The organism is Pseudomonas fluorescens group sp. (genome assembly GCF_020093335.1).
Lineage (GTDB): Bacteria > Pseudomonadota > Gammaproteobacteria > Pseudomonadales > Pseudomonadaceae > Aquipseudomonas > Aquipseudomonas petroselini.
This window is the reverse complement of the sequence record NZ_JAIOKW010000007.1, coordinates 178,852-201,036: the sequence shown is the minus strand read 5'-3', so window position 1 is coordinate 201,036 and position 22,185 is coordinate 178,852. Positions and strand designations below refer to the sequence as shown.

The window sequence follows — 22,185 nt, the reverse complement described above, 5'->3', positions numbered from 1 at the left end:
TCAGTCAGTCAGTTTTTCAGCCAGCGCTTTCACGCGCGCCAGGTCACCTTTGGCGACTTTGGTCACGCCAGTGCCGTATTCCGGGTCGGCCTTATAGAGGAACGACAGGATGATGTGCTTGCTTTCGTCATCCGTGGTGGCCAGGGAGCCGCCGAAGTTATCGATCAGGTCCTGACGCTCTTTGGGGCTGTAAGAGCGATACAGGTCACCGGCCTGCTTGAAGTTCTGCTCGCGCTGGATCTTCGCTTGCTGGGTGCTGCCCGACAGCGCCGACTGGCTGTAACGCGCGGTCTGTGGCTCTTCGCGAGGTTCCAGGCGGCTTGGCTGGTAGTTCACGCCGCTGGTGGTCTTGCCAGTATTGAGTGCACCGTCCTGGTTACCGTTGTTGACGGTCACCCGTGGCGCGTTGATCGGCAGTTGCAGGGCGTTGGCGCCCAGGCGGTACATCTGGGTGTCGGCGTAGGAGAACACGCGGCCTTGCAGCAGGCGGTCTTCCGACGGCTCGATGCCCGGCACCAGGTTGGCCGGGGCCATGGCCACCTGCTCGGTTTCCTGGAAGACGTTGGCCGGGTTACGGTTCAACACCATCTGTCCAACTTTGCGCTCGTGCACATTCGGCCAGATCTTGGTGGCGTCCAGCGGGTCGAAGTCGAACTTGGCCAGGTCTTCAGGCTTGAGCACCTGCACGTACAGGTCCCACTTGGGGAAGTCGCCCTTGTTGATATGGGTGACCAGGTCGTTGGTCATGTGGCTGTAGTCACGCCCCTGCACTTCGGTGACTTGCTTGGGATCAAGATTCTTGATGCCTTGCAGGCTCTTCCAGTGGAACTTGACGTAGTGCACCTCGCCCTTGGCGTTGATCAGCTTGTAGGCGTGCACGCCGTTGCCGTCCATCTCCCGGTAGCTGGCCGGGGTGCCGGAGTCGGAGTACAGCTCGGTGAGCGTACGGGTGGACTCAGGTACGTGGGAGAAGAAATCGAAGCGACGGGAATCGTCATCCAGGTTGGTGCGCGGGTCCGGCTTGAAGGCGTGGACCATGTCCGGGAACTTGATGGCATCACGGATAAAGAACGTCGGGAAGTTGTTGCCGACCAGGTCCCAGTTGCCGTCGGCGGTGTAGAACTTGGTGGCGAAACCGCGTGGGTCACGCAGGGTTTCCGGGGAGTGGTTGCCGTGGACTACGGCGGAGAAGCGCACAAACACCGGGGTGGCTTCGCCGGCTGCGAATACCTTGGCCTTGGTCAGGTCGCTGAGGCTGTCAGTGACGGTGAAGGTGCCGTGGGCGCCGGTGCCACGGGCGTGTACCACGCGCTCGGGGATGCGCTCGCGGTCAAAGCGTTGCAGCTTTTGAATAAGCTGCACGTCTTGCAGCAGCACCGGGCCATTAGCGCCGGCGGTCTGCGAGTTCTGGTTGTCGCCGACAGCGGCACCATTATCGCGGGTCAGGTTAGCGGCTTGCACTGAGAGGGAAAGCAGGCTGGCGGTCACCAGTACCAGCGCGGTTCGCGCTGCAACAGGCCCGCGGGTCATTGGGGTTTTCATCAGGGTTTCCTCTGGTTTTTTTAGTGCACATTCAGTTGTGCTTGCCAGAGGCTAGTGACCCGAGCGCCAGAAGATAAATAGAAAAGCCATACCAACCCGATTAATAAAATAATCTGGTAAGCCACTGATGCCACGCGTATTTCGCGCGCGATTGGTGGCACTTTGCAAACTATTTGCGATTTAATGTGTCGATTAAAGCTAACAGTGTTAGCGGTTGTGTCAGGCAAGCCCGCTACGACTGACTTACACTAAGTGCCACCCTTCTCATCTGTAACAAGGAATAACCTATGGGCGTGATCAGTGAGTTCAAGGCCTTCGCGGTCAAAGGTAATGTGGTCGACATGGCCGTCGGTATCATCATCGGCGCAGCCTTCGGCAAAATTGTTTCTTCGTTTGTAGGCGACGTGGTGATGCCGCCCATTGGTCTGTTGATCGGTGGCGTGGACTTCGGCGACCTGGCGATCACGCTCAAGGCGGCGCAGGGCGATGTGCCTGCGGTGGTGCTGGCATACGGCAAGTTCATCCAGAGCGTGATCGACTTTGTGATCGTCGCGTTTGCGATCTTCATGGGGGTCAAGGCGATCAACCGTCTGAAGCGTGAAGAGGCGGTAGCGCCTAGCCTGCCACCAACGCCGACCAAGGAAGAAGTATTGCTGGGTGAGATCCGCGATCTGCTCAAGGCGCAGAATGACAAGCCGCTTCCGTAAGTACAGGCTTGGAAAAAAGGCGCCTGCTTGAGGCTAATGCCAGTCAGTTAAGAAGCAGCAAGAGCGAACAGTAACCTGTGGCGAGGGAGCTTGCTCCCGCTGGACTGCGCAGCAGTCCCAGTCTTTTGAAACAAAGAGCTGGGGCCGCTTCGCGACCCAGCGGGAGCAAGCTCCCTCGCCACAGGTACGGTGCTCACCCTTAACTGACTGGCATTACCTGCTTGAGGCGCCTTTTTTATTACCAGTAGTTTTCCACGGCCACCTGGCCAGGGCGGCGGCTCAAGCTCAGATTCATGTCGCGCTGTTTGAGCAACTGGCGCGTGTCATCGACCATCTGCGGGTTACCGCAAATCAGCACGCGGGAATGTTCCGGGGTCAGTTCGACGCCGGCCGCGCGCTCCAGCTCGCCATTTTCGATCAACGTGGTAATACGCCCATTCAGCGCGCCCGGATGTTGCTCACGGGTGACGATAGGGATGTAGGTGAGCTTATGCGCATGCTCAGCCAGGTACTCGCGCTCGCCCAGTGCCTTGATCAGCGACTGATAAGCCAACTCCCTGGCTTCGCGCGCGCTGTAGACGAGGATGATGCGCTCGAATTTCTCCCAGACTTCGAAGTCCTGCAGGATCGACAGGAACGGCGCCACGCCAGTACCGGTGCCCAACAGCCATAAGTCGCGACCATCGACGAAGCGATTCAAGGTCAGGAACCCCGTGGCCTGGCGCTCCACCATCAAGGTATCGCCCACTCTCAGGCGGCTCAGTTCACTGGTGAACTCACCCTCCGGGACGACGATCGAGAAGAAATCCAGGTGCTCATCAAACGGCGAAGACACCAAGGAATAGGCGCGCCATACGGTGCTGCCATCCGTCTTGGTCACCCCCAGGCGCACGAACTGGCCGGCGGTAAAACGAAAGCCTGGGTCGCGGGTGGTGCGCAGCGTAAACAGGCTGGGGGTCAGCGATTGCACATCGAGCAAGGTCTGGCGGGTAAATTTCTCAGCACTGGCCGTCATGGGGGGCTCCGTTCTACAGGTGCCCTAGTGTCCCTCAAAGTCGCCTGTGGAAACACCTATGGTTGGTAGTGGCATCGTAAACCCACAGAACAGTGGCAATTTAATACCAATCCCAAAACATTTCGCTATTAGCGTGTATCACAACGTCACAAACATACTGTTAGTTGAGCATTACAGCGTGCCCAACCCACTAAAAAACCGTAAGAAACTAAATGACGCCTTTTTGAGGCGTACTAAACATCCAGTGAAAAAACCTTAAACCCTGCCGCGTAAGAACAAAAATTTCCTTTCGCAATGTAGGCCCTGTCCTACACTCACTGGCGTACAGCGTTGGGGGTCCAGGACGTACCCCAAGTCAGAGAAAACCCATGGAGAGTTACCAATGCTTAACTGGCGCAACACTAGACTCCCCAAACTGGAAGGCGAGAACGAGATCACCAGTGTATTTGAGATGGTTATCAACCAAACGTATGAACTCGGCTTCCAATATTGTTCCTTCAAAATGAGCTCGCAGGTATCCGAAAACCAAACCAATCCGATTGAATTCACCAACTATCCGAAAGAATGGACGACCGTGTATAACCAAGCGCGCTACTTCGATGTAGATCCCGTTGTTAAACACTGCAAGCGATGTGTATTACCCGTCGTCTGGGAGGGAACCTTATTTAAAGATGCACCCAGCCTATGGTCCTTGGCCCAAACCTTAAATGTGAACGTGGCATGGACCCAGGCCGTGCATGATTTCCAGGGTGTGTTCAGCATGCTGACCCTGAGCCGTGGCACCGACGATGTAAGCCCGGTAGAGTTGTATGAAAAGGCGGGCCACGTCTTGTGGCTGTGCCATGCCATGCATGCCGTCGTGGCGCAAAAATACGCCGGTAAACCCAGCGCCCTGCCACCGAGTAAGCTGACGCCACGGGAAACTGAAATTCTCAAGTGGTCCGCCATGGGCAAGACAGCGTCGGATATCGCTACCATCCTTTGTCTGTCGGAGCGTACGGTGGGGTTTCACATCAGCAGTACGTTCAAGAAACTCGGGGTCAATAACAAGATTGCCGCCGTGCTCTGTGCCTCCAAAGCGGGGCTGTTCTAACCGTGGCAGAAACACCGCATGTAATCGCTCTGAAAAAAACGTAACATTTACGCCCGGTTCTGAGTGATGAGCAGCCCCCCAGGTGCCGCTCGACGTTCGCTCAGACGGTTCGGCCCATGACTGCCGAACACCCATCGTTTACCCAGAGCCTGTCCCGCCATGCCCCTGCTCGAAAGCCCTTTCGCCCAGCTCGATCTGATCCGCCAGCCAGAGCAACATAACGATCCGCTGCAAGCCTTCGACGCTGCCGACGAATACCTGCTGAGCCATTTGGCCGATCAAACGCCGAACGCCAGCACCCGCGTGTTGGTCCTCAATGACAGCTTTGGCGCCCTGGCCGCCAGTCTCGAAGGCAAGGTGCAGGTCACCTCCAGCGGCGACTCGTTCCTCGCGGCCCAGGGTCTGGAGAAAAACCTGGTGCGCAATGGCAAGACGTTTAACGCCGTGCCGTTCATTCCCGCCAATCAGACCCTGGCCGGGCCTTTCGATCGCGTGCTGATCCGCGTTCCGAAAACCCTGGCCTTGTTGGAAGAACAACTGATTCGCTTGCAGGGCCAACTGGCACCGGGTGCCGAAGTCATCGCCGGGGCGATGATCAAGCATTTGCCACGGGCGGCGGGCGAATTGCTGGAGCGTTACATCGGGCCGATGCAAGCGTCGCTTGCGGTAAAAAAGGCGCGTTTGCTGATCGCCTCCGTTGAAGACCGCCCCGTTGCCGTCTCGCCCTACCCCACCCGCTACACCGTGGACGCACCGGCCATTGAATTGCTGAACCACGCCAATGTGTTCTGTCGCGAAAGCCTGGACATCGGCACCCGGGCGTTCCTGCCACACCTGCCGAAGAACCTGGGCAGTGCCCGCGTGGCAGACCTGGGCTGCGGCAACGGCATACTGGCGATCGCCAGCGCGCTGCAGAACCCCGAGGCGCACTACACCTTGGTGGACGAATCCTACATGGCCGTGCAATCGGCGCAGGAAAACTGGCACGCCGCCCTCGGCCAGCGCGAGGCGGTCATACGCGCCGGCGATGGCCTGGCAGGGCAGGCGCCCGACTCGCTGGACGTGGTGCTGTGCAACCCGCCCTTCCATCAGCAACAGGTGGTCGGTGACTTCCTTGCCTGGCGCATGTTCCAACAGGCACGGGACGCCCTGGTGGTAGGCGGCGCCCTCTATATAGTCGGCAACCGTCATCTGGGTTACCACACCAAGCTTGCGCGCTTGTTCCGGGGTGTCGAGCAAGTCGCCACCACGCCGAAATTCGTGATCCTCAAAGCGCGCAAATAAAAAAACCCTGCTCCTCTTGCGAAAAGCAGGGTTGAAAAGCCGGGCCGCGAGGCCCGGATCGGGATGTCAGTGGGTCGTCAGGCCGGCCGCATTCATGAACATGCGCATCAGGCTGGCCACGACGAACAGGGCCAGCACGCTGCCGGTCCAGATCATCGCCAGCCACCCCAGGCGCCGCCACAGCGGCTGCTTCTCGGCCTGTTCAATCTCGTGCAACGAAGGTTTGCCGGACATGGAACGACCCTCCTAGTGATAACCGTCTTCGTGGGTGACCTTGCCGCGGAACACGTAGTAGCTCCAGAAGGTGTAGCCCAGGATGAACGGAATGATGAATAACGTGCCCACCAGCATGAAGCCCTGGCTTTGCGGCGGCGCGGCAGCGTCCCAGATCGACACTGAGGGCGGAATGATGTTCGGCCACAGGCTGATGCCCAAACCGCTATAGCCCAGGAAAATCAGCACCAGCGTCAGCAGGAACGGTGTGTAGTGCGCATTACGCGCCACGGCGCGGATCAGCCCGTACATGGTCACCAGCACCAGGATCGGCACCGGCAGGAACCAGAACAGGTTCGGCAGCGTGAACCAGCGCGAGGCGATTTCCGGGTGCGTCAGTGGCGTCCAGATACTCACGATGCCGATGACCGCCAGCACCACGAAGGCCAACGGCCGCGCGAGGTTGTGCATCTTTTCCTGAAGCGGGCCTTCGGTCTTCATGATCAGCCAGGTGCAGCCGAGCAACGCATAGGCAACGATCAGCGCCACGCCGCAGAACATCGTGAACGGCGTGGCCCAGTCCAGCGAACCGCCCGCGAACTGACGGTTGACCACCGGGATGCCATCGATAAACGCCCCCAACGCCACGCCCTGGAAGAACGTCGCGGCCAGCGAGCCGCCGATGAACGCCTTGTCCCACAGGTGACGTTTATGGTCCTTGGCCTTGAAGCGGAACTCGAACGCTACGCCACGGAAGATCAAGCCGATCAGCATCAGGATCAACGGCAGGTACAGCGCCGACAACACCACCGAATAGGCCAGCGGGAACGCGCCGAACAACGCCGCGCCGCCGAGTACCAGCCAGGTTTCGTTACCGTCCCAGACCGGCGCCACGGTGTTCATCATCACGTCACGGTCGGTCTTGCCCGGGATAAACGGGAAGAGGATGCCGATACCCAGGTCGAAGCCGTCCATGACCACGTACATCATGATGCCGAAGATGATGATCACGGCCCAGATCAGCGGAAGATCAATACCCATCTCAATTCCCCTTGTGCTGGATGTGCGCGTGATCGTCGTCGGCACCGTCATCGGCTGCAGACAACGGACGAGCCGGCGTGCGTTTCTGGCCAGGGCCACCGTGGGTAGGTTCGCTGCCTTCGTGGGTCTGGGGCCCTTTGCGCACCAGGCGCATCATGTAGCCCAGCCCCGCACCGAACAGCGCGAAGTACACCACCACGAACAACACCAGGGTGATCGTCATCTGCGCCAGGCTATGCCCGGAAGAAGCGTCCGCCGTGCGCATCAGCCCGTAGACCACCCACGGCTGGCGGCCGATCTCGGTGGTGAACCAGCCGGCGAGAATCGCGATCAGGCCGGACGGGCCCATCCACAACGCCAGGTACAGGAACGGTTTGGACGTGTACATTTTGTCGCCCCGGCGCAGCCAGAGGCTGAACAGGCCGGTGAAGATCATCAGGAAGCCCAGGCCGACCATGACCCGGAACGACCAGAACACGATGGTCGAATTTGGGCGGTCCTCAGGCGGGAACTCCTTGAGCGCCGGCACCTGTTTGTCCAGGGAATGGGTCAGGATCAGGCTGCCCAGATAGGGGATTTCCACCGCGTACTTGGTTTTTTCGGCCTTCATGTCGGGCCAGCCAAACAGGATCAGCGGCGTGGGTTCGTTGCCGATGTTTTCCCAGTGACCTTCAATCGCAGCGATTTTCGCCGGCTGGTGCTTCAAGGTGTTAAGGCCATGGAAGTCGCCGATCACCGCCTGGATAGGCGCGACGATCAAGGCCATCCACATCGCCATCGAGAGCATTTTACGGATCGCCGGGTTGTCCTTGCCGCGCAACAAGTGCCAGGCCGCCGAGGAGCCGACGAAGAACGCGGTGGCCACAAAGGCTGCGGTGGCCATGTGCGCCAGGCGATAGGGGAACGACGGGTTGAAGACGACGGCAAACCAATCGGTCGGAATCACCCGGCCATCAATGATTTCAAAGCCCTGGGGCGTCTGCATCCAGCTGTTGGACGAGAGGATCCAGAACGTGGAAATCAGCGTCCCGACGGCCACCATCACGGTGGAGAAGAAGTGCAGGTTGCGCCCGACCTTATTCCAGCCGAACAGCATTACGCCGAGGAAACCGGCCTCAAGGAAGAAGGCCGTGAGCACTTCATACGTCAGAAGCGGCCCGGTGACCGCGCCGGCGAAGTCCGAGAAGCGGCTCCAGTTGGTGCCGAACTGGTAAGCCATGACCAGGCCGGAGACCACACCCATGCCGAAGTTGACGGCAAAGATCTTCGACCAGAAATGGTAGAGGTCACGGTAGGTGTCGTTACGGGTCTTGAGCCACAAGCCTTCCAGCACCGCGAGGTAACTGGCCAGGCCGATGGTGATCGCCGGGAACAGGATGTGGAAAGAGATGGTGAACGCAAATTGAATTCGGGCGAGATCTAGCGCCTCCAAACCGAACATAAGTCTTCCTCTGTCAGGTAATACCGGCTGCTGGCGGAAGCCTGCACCCACTGCCCCCACGGATATGGAGTCTGGCGAATTTCAATTCGTTTCTTTTTTTAACCATCGCGTAGGGAATCTGGCCCTGAGGCCGCCAGGTCAATGCCCGGGCGGGCATTGATCTGGATCAAGCATTGCTAAAAGAGTAGTCCCATTTTCAGGAATGAACTGTGTGGTCTTTTGCCGCGTGACAGACTGCCTCAGCTCAGTTGTTGCAACTATCTGTTACAACTTAATGATAATCTCGGCCCTCCTCCAGCCCTGACCTGAAGCCCCGATGCCTAGTGAACCCGCGTTGCTGTTGCGTCATCACCGCCCTTTCATCGCGTTCTGGCTGGCGCGCATCTTTACTGCCAGCGGTTTCCAGATGCTCACCGTGGCCATCGGCTGGAACCTCTACCAACTGACCGGCAATGTGCTGGACCTGGGATTGGTTGGCCTGGTGGAATTCGTGCCGCGCGTGCTGTTCATGTTGCACACCGGGCACGTGGCCGATCGCTATGAGCGGCGCAAGGTCGCGGCCATCTGCCAGACCGTGCAGGCGCTGATAGCCCTGAGCCTGGCGATTGGCGGCCTGACCGGCAACGTGACCCGCGAGATGATCTTTATCCTCGCCTTTCTGCTCGGCGCCGCGCGCTCGTTTGAAATGCCCACCACCCAGGCCATGTTGCCAAGCATCGTGCCCAGCGCGTTGTTCCCACGGGCCGTGGCGTCGTCGCAGTCGGCCCAGCAGTTGGCAACCATCGTCGCGCCGGCGCTCGGCGGTTTGCTCTACGCGTTTGGCAGCGTGTGGGTGTATGGCCCCACGGTGGTGCTGTACCTCATTGCCTGCGTGCTGACCCTCAACCTGCCCGCACGCCAGACGCCGCTCAACAAAGGCAAGGCCACCCTGGACTCGTTGTTGGCCGGCATCCGTTTTATCCGCAGTCGCCCGGACATCCTCGGCGCCATCTCCCTGGACCTGTTTGCCGTGCTGCTGGGCGGCGCCACCGCGTTGCTGCCGGTGTTCGCCAAGGACATCCTGCTGACGGGTGCCTGGGGCCTGGGCCTGCTGCGGTCGGCGCCGGCCGTGGGAGCGTTGTTGATGTCGCTGTGGTTGGCGCGGTTCTCGGTGGACCGCCATGTAGGCCGTGTGATGTTCACTGCCGTGGGCGTGTTCGGCGTGGCGACCATCGCCTTCGGCCTCTCCACGTCCTTCTGGTTTTCCCTGGCGGTGCTGGTGGTGCTCGGGGCGGCGGACATGATCAGCATGGTGATCCGCGCGTCGTTTGTGCAGTTGGAGACACCGGATGAAATGCGCGGGCGAGTCAGTGCCGTCAACGGCCTGTTCATCGGCGCGTCCAACCAATTGGGCGAGTTCGAATCCGGGATTACCGCCCACTGGTTCGGCACCGTGCCCGCCGTGGTCATGGGCGGGATCGGTACGCTGGTGGTGACTGGGGTGTGGATCAAGCTGTTCCCGACCCTGGCGAATCGGGATCGCATGCATGTGCCGGTGGAAGAGCCCATTCAAAAAACCAGCGTATAACCCATGTGGGAGGGGGCTTGCCCCCGATAGCGCCATGTCAGTCACAGCATCGTTGACTGACACCCCCCATCGGGGGCAAGCCCCCTCCCACCTTTAGATAATCAGTGCTTGCCAGAGCATGTCAGAGCACCTTATCCAAGGTGATCGGGAACTCCCGAACCCGTTTGCCGGTGGCGTGATAAATCGCATTCGCCACCGCCGCTGCCACGCCGACAATACCGATTTCACCAACCCCCTTGGACCCCAGGGCGTTGACGATCTCGTCATGCTCCTCGACAAACACCACGTCGATCTCGCCAATATCCGCGTTTACCGGGAGGTGGTACTCGGCCAGGCTGTGGTTCATGTAGCGCCCCAGTTGATGGTCGATCTGGGTTTCTTCGTGCAGGGCCATGCCGATACCCCACACCACACCGCCAAGGATCTGGCTGCGCGCCATCTTCGGGTTGACCACACGCCCGGCGGCAATCGCGCTGACCACCCGACGGACCTTGATGGTGCCCAGGTCTTCATCCACCTGCACCTCGACAAATACCGCCGAATGGGTGGCGGTGCTGTAGCCCTCGCGTTTTTTGTCGGGCTCGCTGTCGACCTGCACGTCCAGCGCGTCTTCGCCACTGTCCTTGACCAACTGCGCCAGCGAAACGCTCACGTCGCCCGTATGCAACTGGCCGTCTTCGAAGCGTACGGATTCGGCGTCCTTGAAGACCGGGTAAGTCTGGCGGGCAATCTCCAGCAACTTGGCATTCAGCGCCTCGCAGGCTTGCTGTACGGCGGTCCCCACAGAAGACACGGTAAACGATCCGCCCTGCAGCGGCGCGGTGGGCAATGACGAATCGCCCAGCATAAACACTACGTCCTCGACCGCCACACCACTGGCCTGGGCCGCGATCTGGGTCATCACCGTGTAAGTGCCGGTGCCGATATCGGTGGTGGCGCTGCTGACCGTCAGCTTGCCCTGCGCGTCGATCCGCGCCTTGGCGCTGGCCTTCATCTGCATGGCCTCCCATACCCCGCCGGCCATGCCCCAGCCGATCAACTGGCGGCCGTCGCGCATACTGCGCGGTTCCGGGTTGCGCTGGCTCCAGCCGAAACGCTCGGCACCTTCGCTGTAGCATTCGCGCAGGGCCTTGCTCGACCAGGGTTTGTCTTCGTTCTGGTTGCGCTCGGCGTAGTTGATCAGCCGCAGTTGCACCGGGTCGATCCCCAGCGCGCAGGCCACTTCGTCCATGGCGCACTCCAGTCCGATCACGCCAAGGGCGGCACCGGGAGCGCGCATGTCCAACGGCGTGAACACATCCAGGGGCACCAGTTTGTAGGTCAGTTGCACGTTGTCGCAGTGGTAGAGCATGCCGCTCCACTCCACCACATGTTCGCTGAAATCCTCGAAGCGCGAGGTCTGGCCGATAGCGGTGTGTCCCAGTGCCAGCAGGCGTCCGTTGGCGGCGGCGCCCATTTGCAAGCGCTGCAAGGTGCGCGGGCGGTAGCCGAAAGTGAACATCTGTTGGCGTGTCAGGGTGACGCGCACCGAGCGCTTGAGCGCCAGCGAGGCCATCACGGCCAACGGCAACTGGTACTGCGGGCGCAAGCCGGAGCCAAAAGCGCCGCCGACGAACGCGGCGAAGATGCGCACCTGGCTTTTATCCAGGCCAAAGACTTTTTGCACATAGGCCTGGCAATTCTGTGGGCCCTGGGTCTTGTCATGGATATGCAAGGTGCCATCGGGTTGATACAGCACGGTGCTGGCGTGGGGTTCCATCGGGTTGTGGTGTTCGATGGGCGTGCTGTAGTGCAGATCCAGGCTGACGGCGGCGCCGCTCCACTCGGCCTGGAAGTTGCCACGCGGCGCGGGCGGGGTTTGCGGCGAAGCATGGGCCTGTTCCTGCAAGGCCAGCAGGTCGGTTTCGAAGGCTTCGGTTTCGTACTCGATGTCCACCAGGGAACCGGCATGCCGCGCCAGCTCCAGGTTATCGGCGATCACCAAGGCCAGGGGCTGGCCGCTGTACAGCACGCGGTCGTTGTACAGCGGGCGGAACGGCGAGCCATCGGCGGCGTCGTCGTCCTGGAAAGCGTCGTCGTAGCTGGCGATCCTCGGCCGGTTGAGGTGATGGATAACCTCCACCACGCCCGGCAGGGCCAGCGCCCTGGAAGCGTCGATGCGCAGCACACGGCCCTTGGCGACGGTGCTGGACACCACGCTGCCGTGCAGCAGGCCATGCTCGGGAAACTCCCCGGCATAACGTGCCTGGCCGGTGACTTTGAGCAGACCGTCCACCCGGTCCAAGGGTTTGCCGATAGCGGTCATGGCTGTTCTCCTGCGACAGCAGCGTCGCTCAGGGCGCGAATGATCGCCCGGCGCGCCAGCTTGATCTTGAAGCCGTTGTGCGCCAGCGGCTCGGCGTCTTGCAGCAGGGCGTCGGCGGCGTGGCTGAAGGTTTCGCGGCTGACGACCTGGCCGATCAGGCCGGCTTCCACGGCGCGGTCACGCCAGGGTTTGTGGGCCACGCCGCCGAGGGCCAGGCGTGCATCAACGATGAGGTCGCCGTCCAGTTCAAGCGCTGCGGCAACGGACACCAGGGCGAAGGCATAAGACGCGCGGTCGCGGATTTTCAGGTAGTGACTGTGGCTGGCCAGGTTATCGGCGGGCAGCTCGATCGCGGTGATCAGCTCATCGTCAGCCAATTGGTTGTCCCGTTGCGGCGCGTCACCGGGCAGGCGATGGAAATCGGCAAACTCGATGATCCGCGCACCACCACGCCCTTCCACATGCACCCGCGCCTCCAGCGCAGCCAGCGCGACGCACATGTCGGACGGATGGGTCGCGACACACTCTTCACTGGCGCCGAGGATCGCATGGATGCGATTCAAGCCGGTTCGCGCCGGGCAACCGCTGCCGGGTTCACGTTTGTTGCAGGGCACGGTGGCGTCATAGAAGTAGTAGCAACGGGTGCGCTGCAACAGGTTGCCGCCGGTACTGGCCATGTTGCGCAGTTGCGGCGAGGCGCCCGCGAGGATGGCTTGCGACAACAATGGATAACGCTGTTCGATCAGCGGGTGCCAGGCCAGGTCGGCGTTGCTCACCAGGGCGCCGATCAGCAGTCCGCCTTCGGCCGTTTGCTGAATGTCATGCAACGGCAGGCCGGTGATGTCGATGAGGTGCTCGGGGCGGCTGATGTTTTCCTTCATCAAGTCCAGCAAGTTGGTGCCACCGGCAATAAAGCGCGATGCCGCGCTGCTGAGGTGGACCGCCTCCTGTACATCCGCCGGCTTGCTGTAATGGAAGGGGTTCATTGCTCACCTCCCACGACGTCCACGATGGCATCGCGGATATTGCTGTAGGCACCACAGCGGCACAGGTTGCCGCTCATCAGCTCTTGGATCTGCGCGGTGTCGTGGGCACGGCCTTCATTGACCAGGCCGACGGCGGAACAGATCTGGCCGGGGGTGCAGTAACCGCACTGGAAGGCGTCGTGCTTGATAAAGGCTTGCTGCATCGGGTGGAGCACGTCGCCGTCGGCCAGGCCTTCGATGGTGGTCAATTCGGCGCCGTCGCACATGACGGCGAGGGTCAGGCAGGCGTTGACGCGTTTGCCGTCGCGCAAGACGGTGCAGGCGCCGCATTGGCCGTGGTCGCAGCCTTTTTTGCTGCCGACCAGGTCCAGTTGCTCGCGCAGCAGGTCCAACAGCGTGGTCCAGGGCAACACGTCCAACTGGCGGTCCTGGCCGTTGAGGCGCAGGCGTATCGGGTGGCTGACGAACGGCTGGGCCGCCGCGCCATTGGGGGTCGCGCTCATAAACACCTCACGGGTTGGTGTACATCCGCGGCGTTAGAAAAGTCGCCGTCTCAGGGGTACGACTTCTCGTGGTTTTGAGCGTTCAAGAAGATTGATCAGCGGATATTGAGCAGGGTTTTCAGGGTGTTTCGCGGGGGGTTGATCGAGGCGTTGCTGTATTCGAACCAGCCCTGGGCCTCCACATTCAGGTCAAACACATAGATGTAGCCCATCAAAGTGCCGGCCCCGCTGCAGGCCTCGCTGATGTTGCCGACCTGGCATACCGGCGTGCGCTGGCCGTTCAACACCGCGCCATTAAAGAGGCCAACCGGGTTATTGCCCAGGCCGACTTCCATGACAGAAACCTTAGTCGGCCCACGGTGCGTACACATCTGGGTCGTGCTCACACGCTCAGGAATGGTTTCCGTACAACGCGCCGACTCAACCTTGAACACACGCACTTCGCTCAACGGCGGTGCAGTCGCGCCCCACGCCGGTGCTGCACCGAGCAACAGGCTGATACAGGGGATCAGGGCTAGACTCCACGGGCTGGTGTTTTTCATGCGGCGGATGACCTTCGTTTAAACGTCGGCGCAGTATGCCTCAAGGCCTCGGCTGCTGGTATGATGCGCCGCTTTTTCCGATCCTCTCTGAAACCACAGGCGCTTGGCGCAGTTTGTGCTTTGACTTAGAGGTCAACAAATCACGACGCCACAGAGCGTCACTGGGAGCAGGCATGCTGGAAAAGCTGTTTCAACTCAAGGCACACAACACCAACGTGCGCACCGAGATCCTCGCGGGCATCACGACATTCCTGGCCATGGCCTACATCCTGTTCGTGAACCCGAGCATCCTCGGCGAGACCGGCATGGACAAAGGCGCGGTATTCGTCGCCACCTGCCTGGCCGCCGCCATCGGTTCGACCGTGATGGGCCTGATCGCCAACTACCCGATCGCCCTTGCGCCGGGCATGGGCCTCAACGCCTTCTTTACCTACACCGTGGTCCTGCACATGGGCCACACCTGGCAGGTTGCGCTGGGGGCGGTGTTTATCTCGGCGGTGCTGTTCTTCCTGCTGTCGATCTTTCGCATTCGTGAGTGGATCATCAACGCCATCCCCCTGCCCCTGCGCTCGGCGATTGCCGCCGGTATCGGCCTGTTCCTGGCGCTGATCGCCCTGCATAACGCCGGGATCGTGGTGAGCAACCCGGCCACCATGGTGGGCCTGGGCGACCTGAAACAACCCGCGCCGATCCTGGCCACCCTGGGTTTCGTGCTGATCGTCGCGCTGGAAGCCCTGGCCGTACGCGGCGCGGTGCTGATCGGCATCCTGGCGGTGACCATCGCCTCGATCGTATTGGGCTTCACCCCGTTCATCGGTATCACCTCGGCACCACCGTCCCTGGCCCCGACCTTCCTGCAGTTGGATATCAAGGGCGCCCTGGATATCGGCCTGGTCAGCGTGATCTTCGCCTTCCTGTTCGTGGACCTGTTCGATAACTCCGGCACCTTGATCGGCGTGGCCAAGCGCGCCGGCCTGATGGGCAAGGACGGTCACATGCCGAAAATGGGCCGTGCGCTGATCGCCGACAGTACCGCCGCCATGGCGGGCTCCCTGCTGGGCACTTCGACCACCACCAGCTACATCGAGTCCGCTGCGGGCGTGAGCGCCGGTGGCCGTACCGGCCTGACCGCCATCGTGGTCGCGATCCTGTTCCTGCTGGCGTTGTTCTTCTCGCCACTGGCCGCCAGCGTGCCGGCCTACGCCACCGCGCCGGCACTGCTGTTCGTGGCTGTGTTGATGACCCAGGGCCTGGCCGAGATCGACTGGGACGACATCACGGTTGCAGCGCCGGTGGTGGTCACCGCCCTGGCGATGCCTTTCACTTACTCCATCGCCAACGGCATCGCCTTCGGTTTCATCGCCTGGACCGCCATCAAGCTGCTTTCGGGCCGCTACCGTGAGCTGAACCCGGCATTGGTGATTCTGTCGATTCTGTTTGTAATCAAGCTGGGCTGGTTCAACGCATGACTTTTGACGCCGCACGCTACACCGCTCAACTGCAAGACAAGGTCACGCGCTTGCGTGACCTGCTGGCACCGTTTGACGCGCCAGAGCCACAGGTCTTCGACTCGCCGCTGCAGAACTTCCGCCTGCGCGCCGAGTTCCGCCTGTGGCGCGAAGGCGGTGAGCGCCACTACGCGATGTTTTCCCAGGACGACAAGCGCACGCCGATCCTGATCGAAGAGTTCCCCATCGCCAGCCAACGCATCAACCAATTGATGCCGCAGCTCAAGGCCGCCTGGCAAGCCAGCGCCGCCCTGAGCCACAAGCTGTTCCAGGTGGAGTTCCTGACCACCCTGGCCGGCGATGCGATGATCACCCTGTGCTATCACCGCCCACTGGACGAGCATTGGCACACCGCCGCGAATAAGCTCGCCACCGACTTGAACGTCAGCATCATCGGCCGCTCCAAGGGCAAGCGCGATGTGATCGGCCACGACTATGTGGTGGAAAAACTCGAGGTCGGTGGCCGCACGTTCAGCTATCGCCAACCCGAAGGCGCCTTCACCCAGCCCAACGGCACGGTGAACCAGAAGATGCTCAACTGGGCCTATGACGCCCTGGGCGATCGCCCGGACGATTTGCTCGAGTTGTATTGCGGCAACGGCAACTTCACCCTGCCCCTGGCAACACGTGTACGCAAGGTGCTGGCGACCGAGATCAGCAAGACCTCGGTGAATGCGGCCTTGAGCAACCTCGATGAAAACGCGGTGGGTAACGTCACCCTGGTGCGCCTCTCCGCCGAAGAACTCACCGAAGCGCTGAATGAAGTGCGCCCGTTCCGCCGCCTTCACGGTATCGACTTGAAGCGCTATGAGTTCAGCAGCGTGTTCGTCGACCCGCCGCGCGCCGGCATGGACCCGGACACCTGCGAACTGACCCGGCGCTTCGACAACATCCTGTACATTTCCTGCAACCCGGAGACGTTGGCGGCGAACATCGCGCAATTGCATGACACGCACCGGATTACGAAGTGCGCAATGTTTGACCAGTTCCCGTGGACGCACCATATGGAATCCGGTGTGTTACTGACTCGGCGGTAGTTCAACGTCCTCAGGTTCCTTCTTGCGTGGCCGCCCGCCCTTCTTGCCATTGGCTCGGGCGGCGGCGGATTTGGCGGCGCTGCTTTTGCGACCGTTGCGCGACGCAACCAAACTGGTGGCTAGGTCCATGAGCGGTTTGCTGGTGGCGATCAGGCCCGTGACCGAAACATCCAAATCCCGGGCCTCACAGCACAGCGCCTTGCCGCCAAAGCCAACTTCCAGTTGCTCAAAGTCCTCCAAGGAAAACCCCTCGAACTCGGGCAGGCCAGCCACCGGCAGTACAACGCGACTGCCGTCGCTGAAGCCGATGGAAAGGCAGTTGTCTTCATAACGCACAGAGCTGGCGCGGGCATAAAGGTGCCGTGTCTTGCGCCCTCGGGCTATCGCCTTTTCGACGTCCGCTTCAGTGAGCGGTTTGTAGGGTACAACCTTGGCTTTTACGATTTTCATAAATCAATCCCCACACAGTCTGGTGCTCTTACCAGATTCAGAATTGTCCGTTGCGCAACGACATCGTGCCGGGCGCTTGCGATGACATGGACTCCATGTCGAATAACTAACCCTGGCACCAATTCACCGGCCTCCCAATCCCAAGAATGATTCTCCAGGCAGACCGTTTGCAGGTATTCCCACCAGATCCTGCGTGCCCGCGCCAGGTAATGCCGCTGCATGATCGCCCCGCGTATTTCTTTCAAAACCGCCATGGGTGGCTGCCGACGCTCAGGCTCTACGTCCCACAATTCCACGTCTCCATCCAGAAAACTGAAACGAAAACGCGCATCCCACTCCTTCCCCCTGACATGCACATGGGGCGGGCAATGCTCATCCCTGATAAACACCGAAATCACATATCCCTTGTAAGCGCCTACTCTCATCGTAACCCATCCGTTAGGTTATTTTCCGCCAGGTAACAATTTTCCCCTGTCACCCGACAACCGGCTCCATTTTCCCGAAGCTGTTTCACAGACTAGTAAGCACAAAAAACCCGGCGAATGCCGGGTTGTAACCACTCATGCCGAGGGCTGGAAATACCCCGCCAAGGCCCGCAAGTCCTGCTCGCTCAGCAACCCCGCGTAATACTTCAACTGAATCCGAGCCAGCAGATACGCATGCCGCGCATTCGCCAGGTCGCGGCGGGCGGTGAAGAGTTGTTGTTCGGCGTCGAGCACGTCGAGGTTGACGCGCTCACCGCCGGTGACGCTTTTCTGGGTCGCGGCGACCAAGGCAGTGGCCGAGCTGACGGCCATTTCATAGGCGCGCACTTTGGCGGCGCCGCTGGTGTTGAGGTTGAACTGCTTGCGCAACTCCACCAGCGTGGCCGAGGTTTGCGCGTCCAACTCGTACTGGGCCTGGGACAGCTGGTTCGCCGCCTGGCGGGTGGAGGCCGACACCCCGCCGCCGGCAAACAGTGGCAGGCTGACCTGAATGCCGACACTGTTGGTGTCGTACTGTTGGTTGTAGCTGCTTTCCGAGTCAGAGCGAGTCTGGCGACTGGTGGCGTACAGGCTGACCTTGGGCAGGTGGCCTGCACGTTTGCGCTCCACTTCGTAGGACGCTACGTCCAGGGCGTGGTGCTGGGATTTAAGCTCCGGGTTATTGGCCATGGCCATGTCGCGCCAGGTCTCGAAACGGTTGGGCTGCAGGGGCGGGATGTCGAATTGGCGCGTCAATGGTGCCAATTCTTCGATCTGCAGCGGCTGGCCGACGATGGCTTCCAACTCGCGCAGGGCACTGTCCTGAGCGTCCAGGGATTCGATTTCTTCTGCCTGGGCCAAGCTCAGGCGCGCCTGGGTTTCCAGCACATCGGTGCGCGTGCCCTCACCGCCCTTGAGCAGGCGATCATTGAGTTGCAGGCGCTCGGCATACGCGCGTTTCTGCGCACGGCTCAGCTCGATACGTTCTTGCGCCAGCAAGGCCTGGCTGTAGGCATTGAGCACCCGCACCGCCAGTTCCTGGCTCTTGCCGCGAAAGCGCTCGTCGGCCATCAACGCCTGGGCGGTGCCCTGGCGAAACCGCGCATAGGCTTCGTAATCCAGCAACGGTTGCTGCAAGGTCAGGGTCGAAGCATAGCTGCGGTAGTCACGGTCGCTGGTGACCTCACCCGCCGTCACTTCAGACGCGTTGCGCGAGTTGTTATAGCTCCATGACAGGTTCGGCAACAACGCCGCACGCCCGATCACGCGATGTTCTTCACCGGCTTCACGCTCCTGGATAGCGGCCTGAAAAGTCGGATCATTGCGCAGGGCCAAGTCGTAGGCATCCAGCAAACCCAAGGCGTGCGCCGCCGAGGTACAACCGAAAAACAGGGTAAACAGCAGCGCCTTCATTCTTCCACCAGGGCCATATGGGTGCGATCCAGCAGGGGTTTGAACAGGTAGTTGAGCATCGAGCGCTCACCGGTCTTGATGAAGGTTTCCACCGGCATGCCGGGACGTATCTGCACGCCGTCCAGTTGTTGCATGCCGGCCGCGCTGACCTGGGCGCGCAGCGTGTAGTAAGGCTCGTCGGTGCGTTCATCGACCTGGCGATCGGCCGAGACCAGTGTGACCTCACCGGCCACCCGTGGCGTGGTGGCCTGGTTGAAGGCCGAGAACAGCAACTCCACCGGCAAGCCCGGATGCACCTTGTCGACCATCTGCACCGGCACGCGCGCCTCCACCAGCAAGGGTTCGCCCTGGGGCACGATGTCCATCAACGCCTGGCCGGGCTTGATTACGCCGCCCTCGGTGTACACATCCAGCCCCACCACCACACCGGACGCCGGGGCGCGCACCAGGCTGTTGGCCAATTCGAACTCGGCCGAGGCCAGTCGATTGCGCAGGTCGTCGCTGCGGGTACGGGTCTCGGCCAACTGGCCGCGCAGGTCTTTCTGGAAGTCTTCGCCGAGATGACGGATGCGTAGCCGCAGTTCGAGCACCTGGCGCTGCAACTGACCGATACGGCCATAGTCCTCGGCGATGGCGCCATCGACCTGCGAGTACAGGCGCTCGCTGTCGAGCAGGCGGTTGCGTGGGATGTACCCGTCACGCGCCAACGCGCGCAGGCCTTGCAGTTGCTCACTCAACGCCGCGCGTTGCTGGACTTTGCTGGCTTGCGAATCCCGCGTACCGCGCAGCTGCGCCTCGGCGCCGGCGATGGTTTCGCGCAGGCCTTGTTGCTCGGTAGCCAGGGCCTGGGCACGGCTATTGAACAGCTGCCGTTGCAGGTTCAGGGTGGCCGCTGCTTCAGGATCGTCGAGCAGTTCGGGAGCAAAAGTGATTGCCGACAACCCTTCACTTTCGGCACTCAAGCGCGCTTCGCTGGCCAGGGACGCCACGTACTGGCTGCGCAGGGACTGCATCTGCCCGCGCAATGGGGTTTCCTTCAAGCGCAGCAGCACCTGGCCGGCACTGACCACCTCACCGTCGCGCACGTCAATGCGCTCGACGATACCTCCCGCCGGGTGTTGCACGGTCTTGCGATGGCCCGAGACCATGACCTTGCCCGACACCGCCACGCCCTTGTCCAACGGCGCCAACGCCGCCCAACCGAGGAAACCGGCAAAACCACCGAGCACCAACAGCCAGCCAATGCGCGAGTATTTTTTGTCATCCAGCGCCAGCACGTTGTTCGGCGCCTCGCAGACCAACACAGGTTTGCTCTGGCTCATGCCTGTTTTCCTTCACCGAGGCGGTAACTCATGCTCAGGGTCGACACCGGCTTGCTCGCCGCGGGCTTCTGCCGTGCCTCCAACACACGCGCCGTAGGGCCGAACGCCTGCAATTGACCGTCCTTGAGGATCAGCAACTGGTCAGTCAGGCTCAGCACGTTGGGTTTGTGGGTGATCAGGATCACGGTACGGCGCTGTTGCTTGAGCTGGCCGATGGCTTGGAGCAGGGCGTGTTCGCCCACCTCGTCGAGGTTGGCGTTGGGTTCATCCAGCACGATCAACGCAGGCAGGCCGTACAGCGCACGGGCCAGCGCAACGCGTTGCTTCTGGCCGCCGGACAAGCCGGCGCCGCCCTCCCCCAATGGCGTGTCGTAGCCTTGGGGCAGTTGCAGGATCAATTCATGCACGCCAGCCATTTGCGCAGCAGCTAGGACTTTATCCGCGTCGACCTCGGCAAAGCGTGCGATGTTTTCCGCAATGCTGCCGGCGAACAATTGAATGTCTTGCGGCAGGTAACCGATGTGCGGACCTAACTGCTGCTTGTCCCACAGGGCCAGGTCGGCACCGTCCAACCGCACCTTGCCGGCCAGGGGCGCCCATGCGCCCACCAGTATTCGCGCCAGGGTGGATTTGCCGCAGCCCGACGGCCCGATCACGCCCAGCACGTCGCCTGCCGCCAGGTTAAAACCGAGGTTGGCCAGCGCCGGCCGACGGCTGCCGGGGGCACAGGCGCTGATGTGCTCGACGCTCAGTTGGCCTTTAGGCACCGGCAGGCTCATAGGGACTGGTCGCGCCGGGTTGGCCTCCAGCATCTGCGACAAGCGTTCGTACGCCAGCCGCGCCGAGCCCCATTGCTTCCACACGCCGATCAGTTGGTCGATGGGGGTCAACACCCGGCCCATCAGGATCGAGCCGGCAATCATCATCCCCGGCGTAATATCGCCCTGCACCGCCAGCAACGCGCCCAAACCCAGGACCAGGGATTGCAACGCGAGGCGCACGCCCTTGGACCAGGCGCTGACGGCTGCGGTCTTTTCACTGGCCAGGTTTTGCTGGGCCAAAAACGCTTGATGCTGGCCGAACCAGCGTGCGCGCAACGTGCCGAGCATGCCCATGGCTTCGATGGTGTCGGCATTGCGCAGGTTGGCCGTGGCCTGCTGGCTGGCGCTGATGGACAGTTGGCTGGCCAGGGCCATCGGAGCCTGACTGACGTGGTGGTTAACCCACGCCAGCGCCATCAACAGCAGCGCGCCGACCAGTGCCAGCAGGCCGAGCCAGGGGTGAAACAGGAAAATCACCAACAGGTACACCGGAAACCACGGCGCATCGAAAAACGCGAACAACGCCTGGCCGGTGGCGAACTGGCGCAGCGTGGTCAGGTCATGCAGCGCCTGGCCGGCCGCCTGGGTGCCGCCCTTGAGTTGCGCTTCGAACGCCGCGTCGTACACCCGCTGGTTCAAGCGCATGTCCATCTGCGTGCCGAGGCGAATCACCACCTGGCTGCGCACCCACTCCAATGCGCCCATCAGGCCGAACAGGCCGAGGATCATCAGCGTCAGCATCAACAGGGTCATCTGATTGCCCGAGGCTAGCACCCGGTCGTACACCTGCAGCATGTACAGCGCCGGGGCGAGCATCAGCAGGTTGATCACCGCCGAGAACAGGCCGATGTTGAAGAAGCCACTTTTATAGGCCGTGAGGGCGGCCAGGGTTTCGTTGCCGGCGTGGCGCATCTGGGGATTCTCAAAGGGT

General features: G+C 61.3%; 20 protein-coding genes. 6 read left to right on the top strand and 14 right to left on the bottom strand.

Annotated elements, in window-relative coordinates; all coding sequences use genetic code 11:
* On the bottom strand, window positions 1-1,542 hold the full coding sequence (gene katB / locus K7431_RS11000) for a catalase KatB (RefSeq protein ID WP_015885989.1): 1,542 nt from the start codon (window positions 1,540-1,542) through the stop codon (window positions 1-3).
* A gap of 287 nt (window positions 1,543-1,829) precedes the next feature.
* Here katB and mscL point away from each other — a divergent pair, with 287 nt between their 5' ends.
* Window positions 1,830-2,249: a large-conductance mechanosensitive channel protein MscL gene (gene mscL, locus K7431_RS10995; RefSeq protein WP_015885990.1), complete on the top strand. Its 420-nt coding sequence runs from the start codon at window positions 1,830-1,832 to the stop codon at window positions 2,247-2,249.
* A gap of 238 nt (window positions 2,250-2,487) precedes the next feature.
* On the opposite strand, the gene K7431_RS10990 is transcribed toward mscL, so the two are convergent.
* A complete protein-coding gene (locus K7431_RS10990; protein ID WP_015885991.1) occupies window positions 2,488-3,264 on the bottom strand; it encodes a ferredoxin--NADP reductase in 777 nt (258 codons plus the stop codon).
* Between the two features lie 382 nt (window positions 3,265-3,646).
* Between K7431_RS10990 and K7431_RS10985 the strand changes: the two genes are divergently transcribed.
* Window positions 3,647-4,357, top strand: coding sequence for a helix-turn-helix transcriptional regulator (locus K7431_RS10985; RefSeq protein ID WP_015885992.1), 711 nt, complete (start codon window positions 3,647-3,649; stop codon window positions 4,355-4,357).
* 159 nt (window positions 4,358-4,516) lie between these two features.
* Window positions 4,517-5,641 (top strand): methyltransferase, encoded by a 1,125-nt coding sequence (locus K7431_RS10980; RefSeq protein ID WP_015885993.1) that lies wholly within the window; start codon window positions 4,517-4,519, stop codon window positions 5,639-5,641.
* 66 nt (window positions 5,642-5,707) lie between these two features.
* On the opposite strand, the gene K7431_RS10975 is transcribed toward K7431_RS10980, so the two are convergent.
* From K7431_RS10975 to K7431_RS10965, 3 genes are read right to left on the bottom strand one after another with little or no spacing between them, the layout of a single operon-like run.
* Window positions 5,708-5,875 (bottom strand): DUF2474 domain-containing protein, encoded by a 168-nt coding sequence (locus K7431_RS10975; protein WP_010206690.1) that lies wholly within the window; start codon window positions 5,873-5,875, stop codon window positions 5,708-5,710.
* 12 nt (window positions 5,876-5,887) lie between these two features.
* Entirely contained in the window at window positions 5,888-6,895 is a 1,008-nt protein-coding gene (cydB, locus tag K7431_RS10970; protein ID WP_015885994.1) for a cytochrome d ubiquinol oxidase subunit II, read from the bottom strand.
* Between the two features lies 1 nt (window position 6,896).
* Complete coding sequence (locus tag K7431_RS10965; protein ID WP_015885995.1) at window positions 6,897-8,336, bottom strand: cytochrome ubiquinol oxidase subunit I; 1,440 nt, start codon at window positions 8,334-8,336, stop codon at window positions 6,897-6,899.
* A gap of 316 nt (window positions 8,337-8,652) precedes the next feature.
* On the opposite strand from K7431_RS10965, the gene K7431_RS10960 reads away from it, so the two are divergent.
* Window positions 8,653-9,903 carry an MFS transporter gene (locus K7431_RS10960; protein WP_015885996.1) on the top strand — a complete coding sequence of 417 codons (1,251 nt, stop codon included), beginning with the start codon at window positions 8,653-8,655 and terminating at the stop codon, window positions 9,901-9,903.
* 121 nt (window positions 9,904-10,024) lie between these two features.
* Here the strand turns inward: K7431_RS10960 and K7431_RS10955 are convergent, their stop codons facing one another.
* The 4 genes from K7431_RS10955 to K7431_RS10940 all read right to left on the bottom strand — a co-directional run bounded on the left by K7431_RS10955 (window position 10,025) and on the right by K7431_RS10940 (window position 14,239).
* Window positions 10,025-12,208 (bottom strand): xanthine dehydrogenase family protein molybdopterin-binding subunit, encoded by a 2,184-nt coding sequence (locus K7431_RS10955; protein ID WP_015885997.1) that lies wholly within the window; start codon window positions 12,206-12,208, stop codon window positions 10,025-10,027.
* Window positions 12,205-13,194 (bottom strand): FAD binding domain-containing protein, encoded by a 990-nt coding sequence (locus K7431_RS10950; protein ID WP_015885998.1) that lies wholly within the window; start codon window positions 13,192-13,194, stop codon window positions 12,205-12,207. Before K7431_RS10950 ends, K7431_RS10955 begins: the two co-directional genes overlap by 4 nt.
* A complete protein-coding gene (locus K7431_RS10945; RefSeq protein ID WP_015885999.1) occupies window positions 13,191-13,697 on the bottom strand; it encodes a (2Fe-2S)-binding protein in 507 nt (168 codons plus the stop codon). Before K7431_RS10945 ends, K7431_RS10950 begins: the two co-directional genes overlap by 4 nt.
* Before the next feature lie 95 nt (window positions 13,698-13,792).
* On the bottom strand, window positions 13,793-14,239 hold the full coding sequence (locus K7431_RS10940) for a DUF4879 domain-containing protein (protein ID WP_015886000.1): 447 nt from the start codon (window positions 14,237-14,239) through the stop codon (window positions 13,793-13,795).
* A gap of 173 nt (window positions 14,240-14,412) precedes the next feature.
* Here K7431_RS10940 and K7431_RS10935 point away from each other — a divergent pair, with 173 nt between their 5' ends.
* Window positions 14,413-15,708 carry an NCS2 family permease gene (locus K7431_RS10935; RefSeq protein ID WP_015886001.1) on the top strand — a complete coding sequence of 432 codons (1,296 nt, stop codon included), beginning with the start codon at window positions 14,413-14,415 and terminating at the stop codon, window positions 15,706-15,708.
* Entirely contained in the window at window positions 15,705-16,784 is a 1,080-nt protein-coding gene (gene trmA, locus K7431_RS10930; RefSeq protein WP_015886002.1) for a tRNA (uridine(54)-C5)-methyltransferase TrmA, read from the top strand. Before K7431_RS10935 ends, trmA begins: the two co-directional genes overlap by 4 nt.
* Here the strand turns inward: trmA and K7431_RS10925 are convergent.
* The 5 genes from K7431_RS10925 to K7431_RS10905 form a co-directional block, all read right to left on the bottom strand.
* A complete protein-coding gene (locus K7431_RS10925; protein ID WP_015886003.1) occupies window positions 16,767-17,234 on the bottom strand; it encodes a DUF2442 domain-containing protein in 468 nt (155 codons plus the stop codon). The two genes, trmA and K7431_RS10925, sit on opposite strands and share 18 nt — an antisense overlap.
* The gene (locus tag K7431_RS10920; protein WP_015886004.1) at window positions 17,231-17,659 is read right to left on the bottom strand and encodes a DUF4160 domain-containing protein; all 429 of its coding nucleotides are present in this window, start codon (window positions 17,657-17,659) and stop codon (window positions 17,231-17,233) included. The genes K7431_RS10925 and K7431_RS10920 overlap by 4 nt, the downstream gene beginning before the upstream one ends.
* Before the next feature lie 135 nt (window positions 17,660-17,794).
* Window positions 17,795-19,111 (bottom strand): TolC family outer membrane protein, encoded by a 1,317-nt coding sequence (locus K7431_RS10915; RefSeq protein WP_015886005.1) that lies wholly within the window; start codon window positions 19,109-19,111, stop codon window positions 17,795-17,797.
* Window positions 19,108-20,433 carry an HlyD family type I secretion periplasmic adaptor subunit gene (locus K7431_RS10910; protein ID WP_015886006.1) on the bottom strand — a complete coding sequence of 442 codons (1,326 nt, stop codon included), beginning with the start codon at window positions 20,431-20,433 and terminating at the stop codon, window positions 19,108-19,110. The genes K7431_RS10915 and K7431_RS10910 overlap by 4 nt, the downstream gene beginning before the upstream one ends.
* Window positions 20,430-22,166 (bottom strand): type I secretion system permease/ATPase, encoded by a 1,737-nt coding sequence (locus K7431_RS10905; RefSeq protein ID WP_015886007.1) that lies wholly within the window; start codon window positions 22,164-22,166, stop codon window positions 20,430-20,432. Before K7431_RS10905 ends, K7431_RS10910 begins: the two co-directional genes overlap by 4 nt.
* Window positions 22,167-22,185: the final 19 nt, after the last annotated feature.

What these genes read in the sequence shown, in the direction of transcription:
- katB (WP_015885989.1), bottom strand. Translation starts at nt 1,542, where the DNA reads ATGAAAACCCCAATGACCCGCGGGCCTGTTGCAGCGCGAACCGCGCTG.
- mscL (WP_015885990.1), top strand. Translation starts at nt 1,830, where the DNA reads ATGGGCGTGATCAGTGAGTTCAAGGCCTTCGCGGTCAAAGGTAATGTG.
- K7431_RS10990 (WP_015885991.1), bottom strand. Translation starts at nt 3,264, where the DNA reads ATGACGGCCAGTGCTGAGAAATTTACCCGCCAGACCTTGCTCGATGTG.
- K7431_RS10985 (WP_015885992.1), top strand. Translation starts at nt 3,647, where the DNA reads ATGCTTAACTGGCGCAACACTAGACTCCCCAAACTGGAAGGCGAGAAC.
- K7431_RS10980 (WP_015885993.1), top strand. Translation starts at nt 4,517, where the DNA reads ATGCCCCTGCTCGAAAGCCCTTTCGCCCAGCTCGATCTGATCCGCCAG.
- K7431_RS10975 (WP_010206690.1), bottom strand. Translation starts at nt 5,875, where the DNA reads ATGTCCGGCAAACCTTCGTTGCACGAGATTGAACAGGCCGAGAAGCAG.
- cydB (WP_015885994.1), bottom strand. Translation starts at nt 6,895, where the DNA reads ATGGGTATTGATCTTCCGCTGATCTGGGCCGTGATCATCATCTTCGGC.
- K7431_RS10965 (WP_015885995.1), bottom strand. Translation starts at nt 8,336, where the DNA reads ATGTTCGGTTTGGAGGCGCTAGATCTCGCCCGAATTCAATTTGCGTTC.
- K7431_RS10960 (WP_015885996.1), top strand. Translation starts at nt 8,653, where the DNA reads ATGCCTAGTGAACCCGCGTTGCTGTTGCGTCATCACCGCCCTTTCATC.
- K7431_RS10955 (WP_015885997.1), bottom strand. Translation starts at nt 12,208, where the DNA reads ATGACCGCTATCGGCAAACCCTTGGACCGGGTGGACGGTCTGCTCAAA.
- K7431_RS10950 (WP_015885998.1), bottom strand. Translation starts at nt 13,194, where the DNA reads ATGAACCCCTTCCATTACAGCAAGCCGGCGGATGTACAGGAGGCGGTC.
- K7431_RS10945 (WP_015885999.1), bottom strand. Translation starts at nt 13,697, where the DNA reads ATGAGCGCGACCCCCAATGGCGCGGCGGCCCAGCCGTTCGTCAGCCAC.
- K7431_RS10940 (WP_015886000.1), bottom strand. Translation starts at nt 14,239, where the DNA reads ATGAAAAACACCAGCCCGTGGAGTCTAGCCCTGATCCCCTGTATCAGC.
- K7431_RS10935 (WP_015886001.1), top strand. Translation starts at nt 14,413, where the DNA reads ATGCTGGAAAAGCTGTTTCAACTCAAGGCACACAACACCAACGTGCGC.
- trmA (WP_015886002.1), top strand. Translation starts at nt 15,705, where the DNA reads ATGACTTTTGACGCCGCACGCTACACCGCTCAACTGCAAGACAAGGTC.
- K7431_RS10925 (WP_015886003.1), bottom strand. Translation starts at nt 17,234, where the DNA reads ATGAAAATCGTAAAAGCCAAGGTTGTACCCTACAAACCGCTCACTGAA.
- K7431_RS10920 (WP_015886004.1), bottom strand. Translation starts at nt 17,659, where the DNA reads ATGAGAGTAGGCGCTTACAAGGGATATGTGATTTCGGTGTTTATCAGG.
- K7431_RS10915 (WP_015886005.1), bottom strand. Translation starts at nt 19,111, where the DNA reads ATGAAGGCGCTGCTGTTTACCCTGTTTTTCGGTTGTACCTCGGCGGCG.
- K7431_RS10910 (WP_015886006.1), bottom strand. Translation starts at nt 20,433, where the DNA reads ATGAGCCAGAGCAAACCTGTGTTGGTCTGCGAGGCGCCGAACAACGTG.
- K7431_RS10905 (WP_015886007.1), bottom strand. Translation starts at nt 22,166, where the DNA reads ATGCGCCACGCCGGCAACGAAACCCTGGCCGCCCTCACGGCCTATAAA.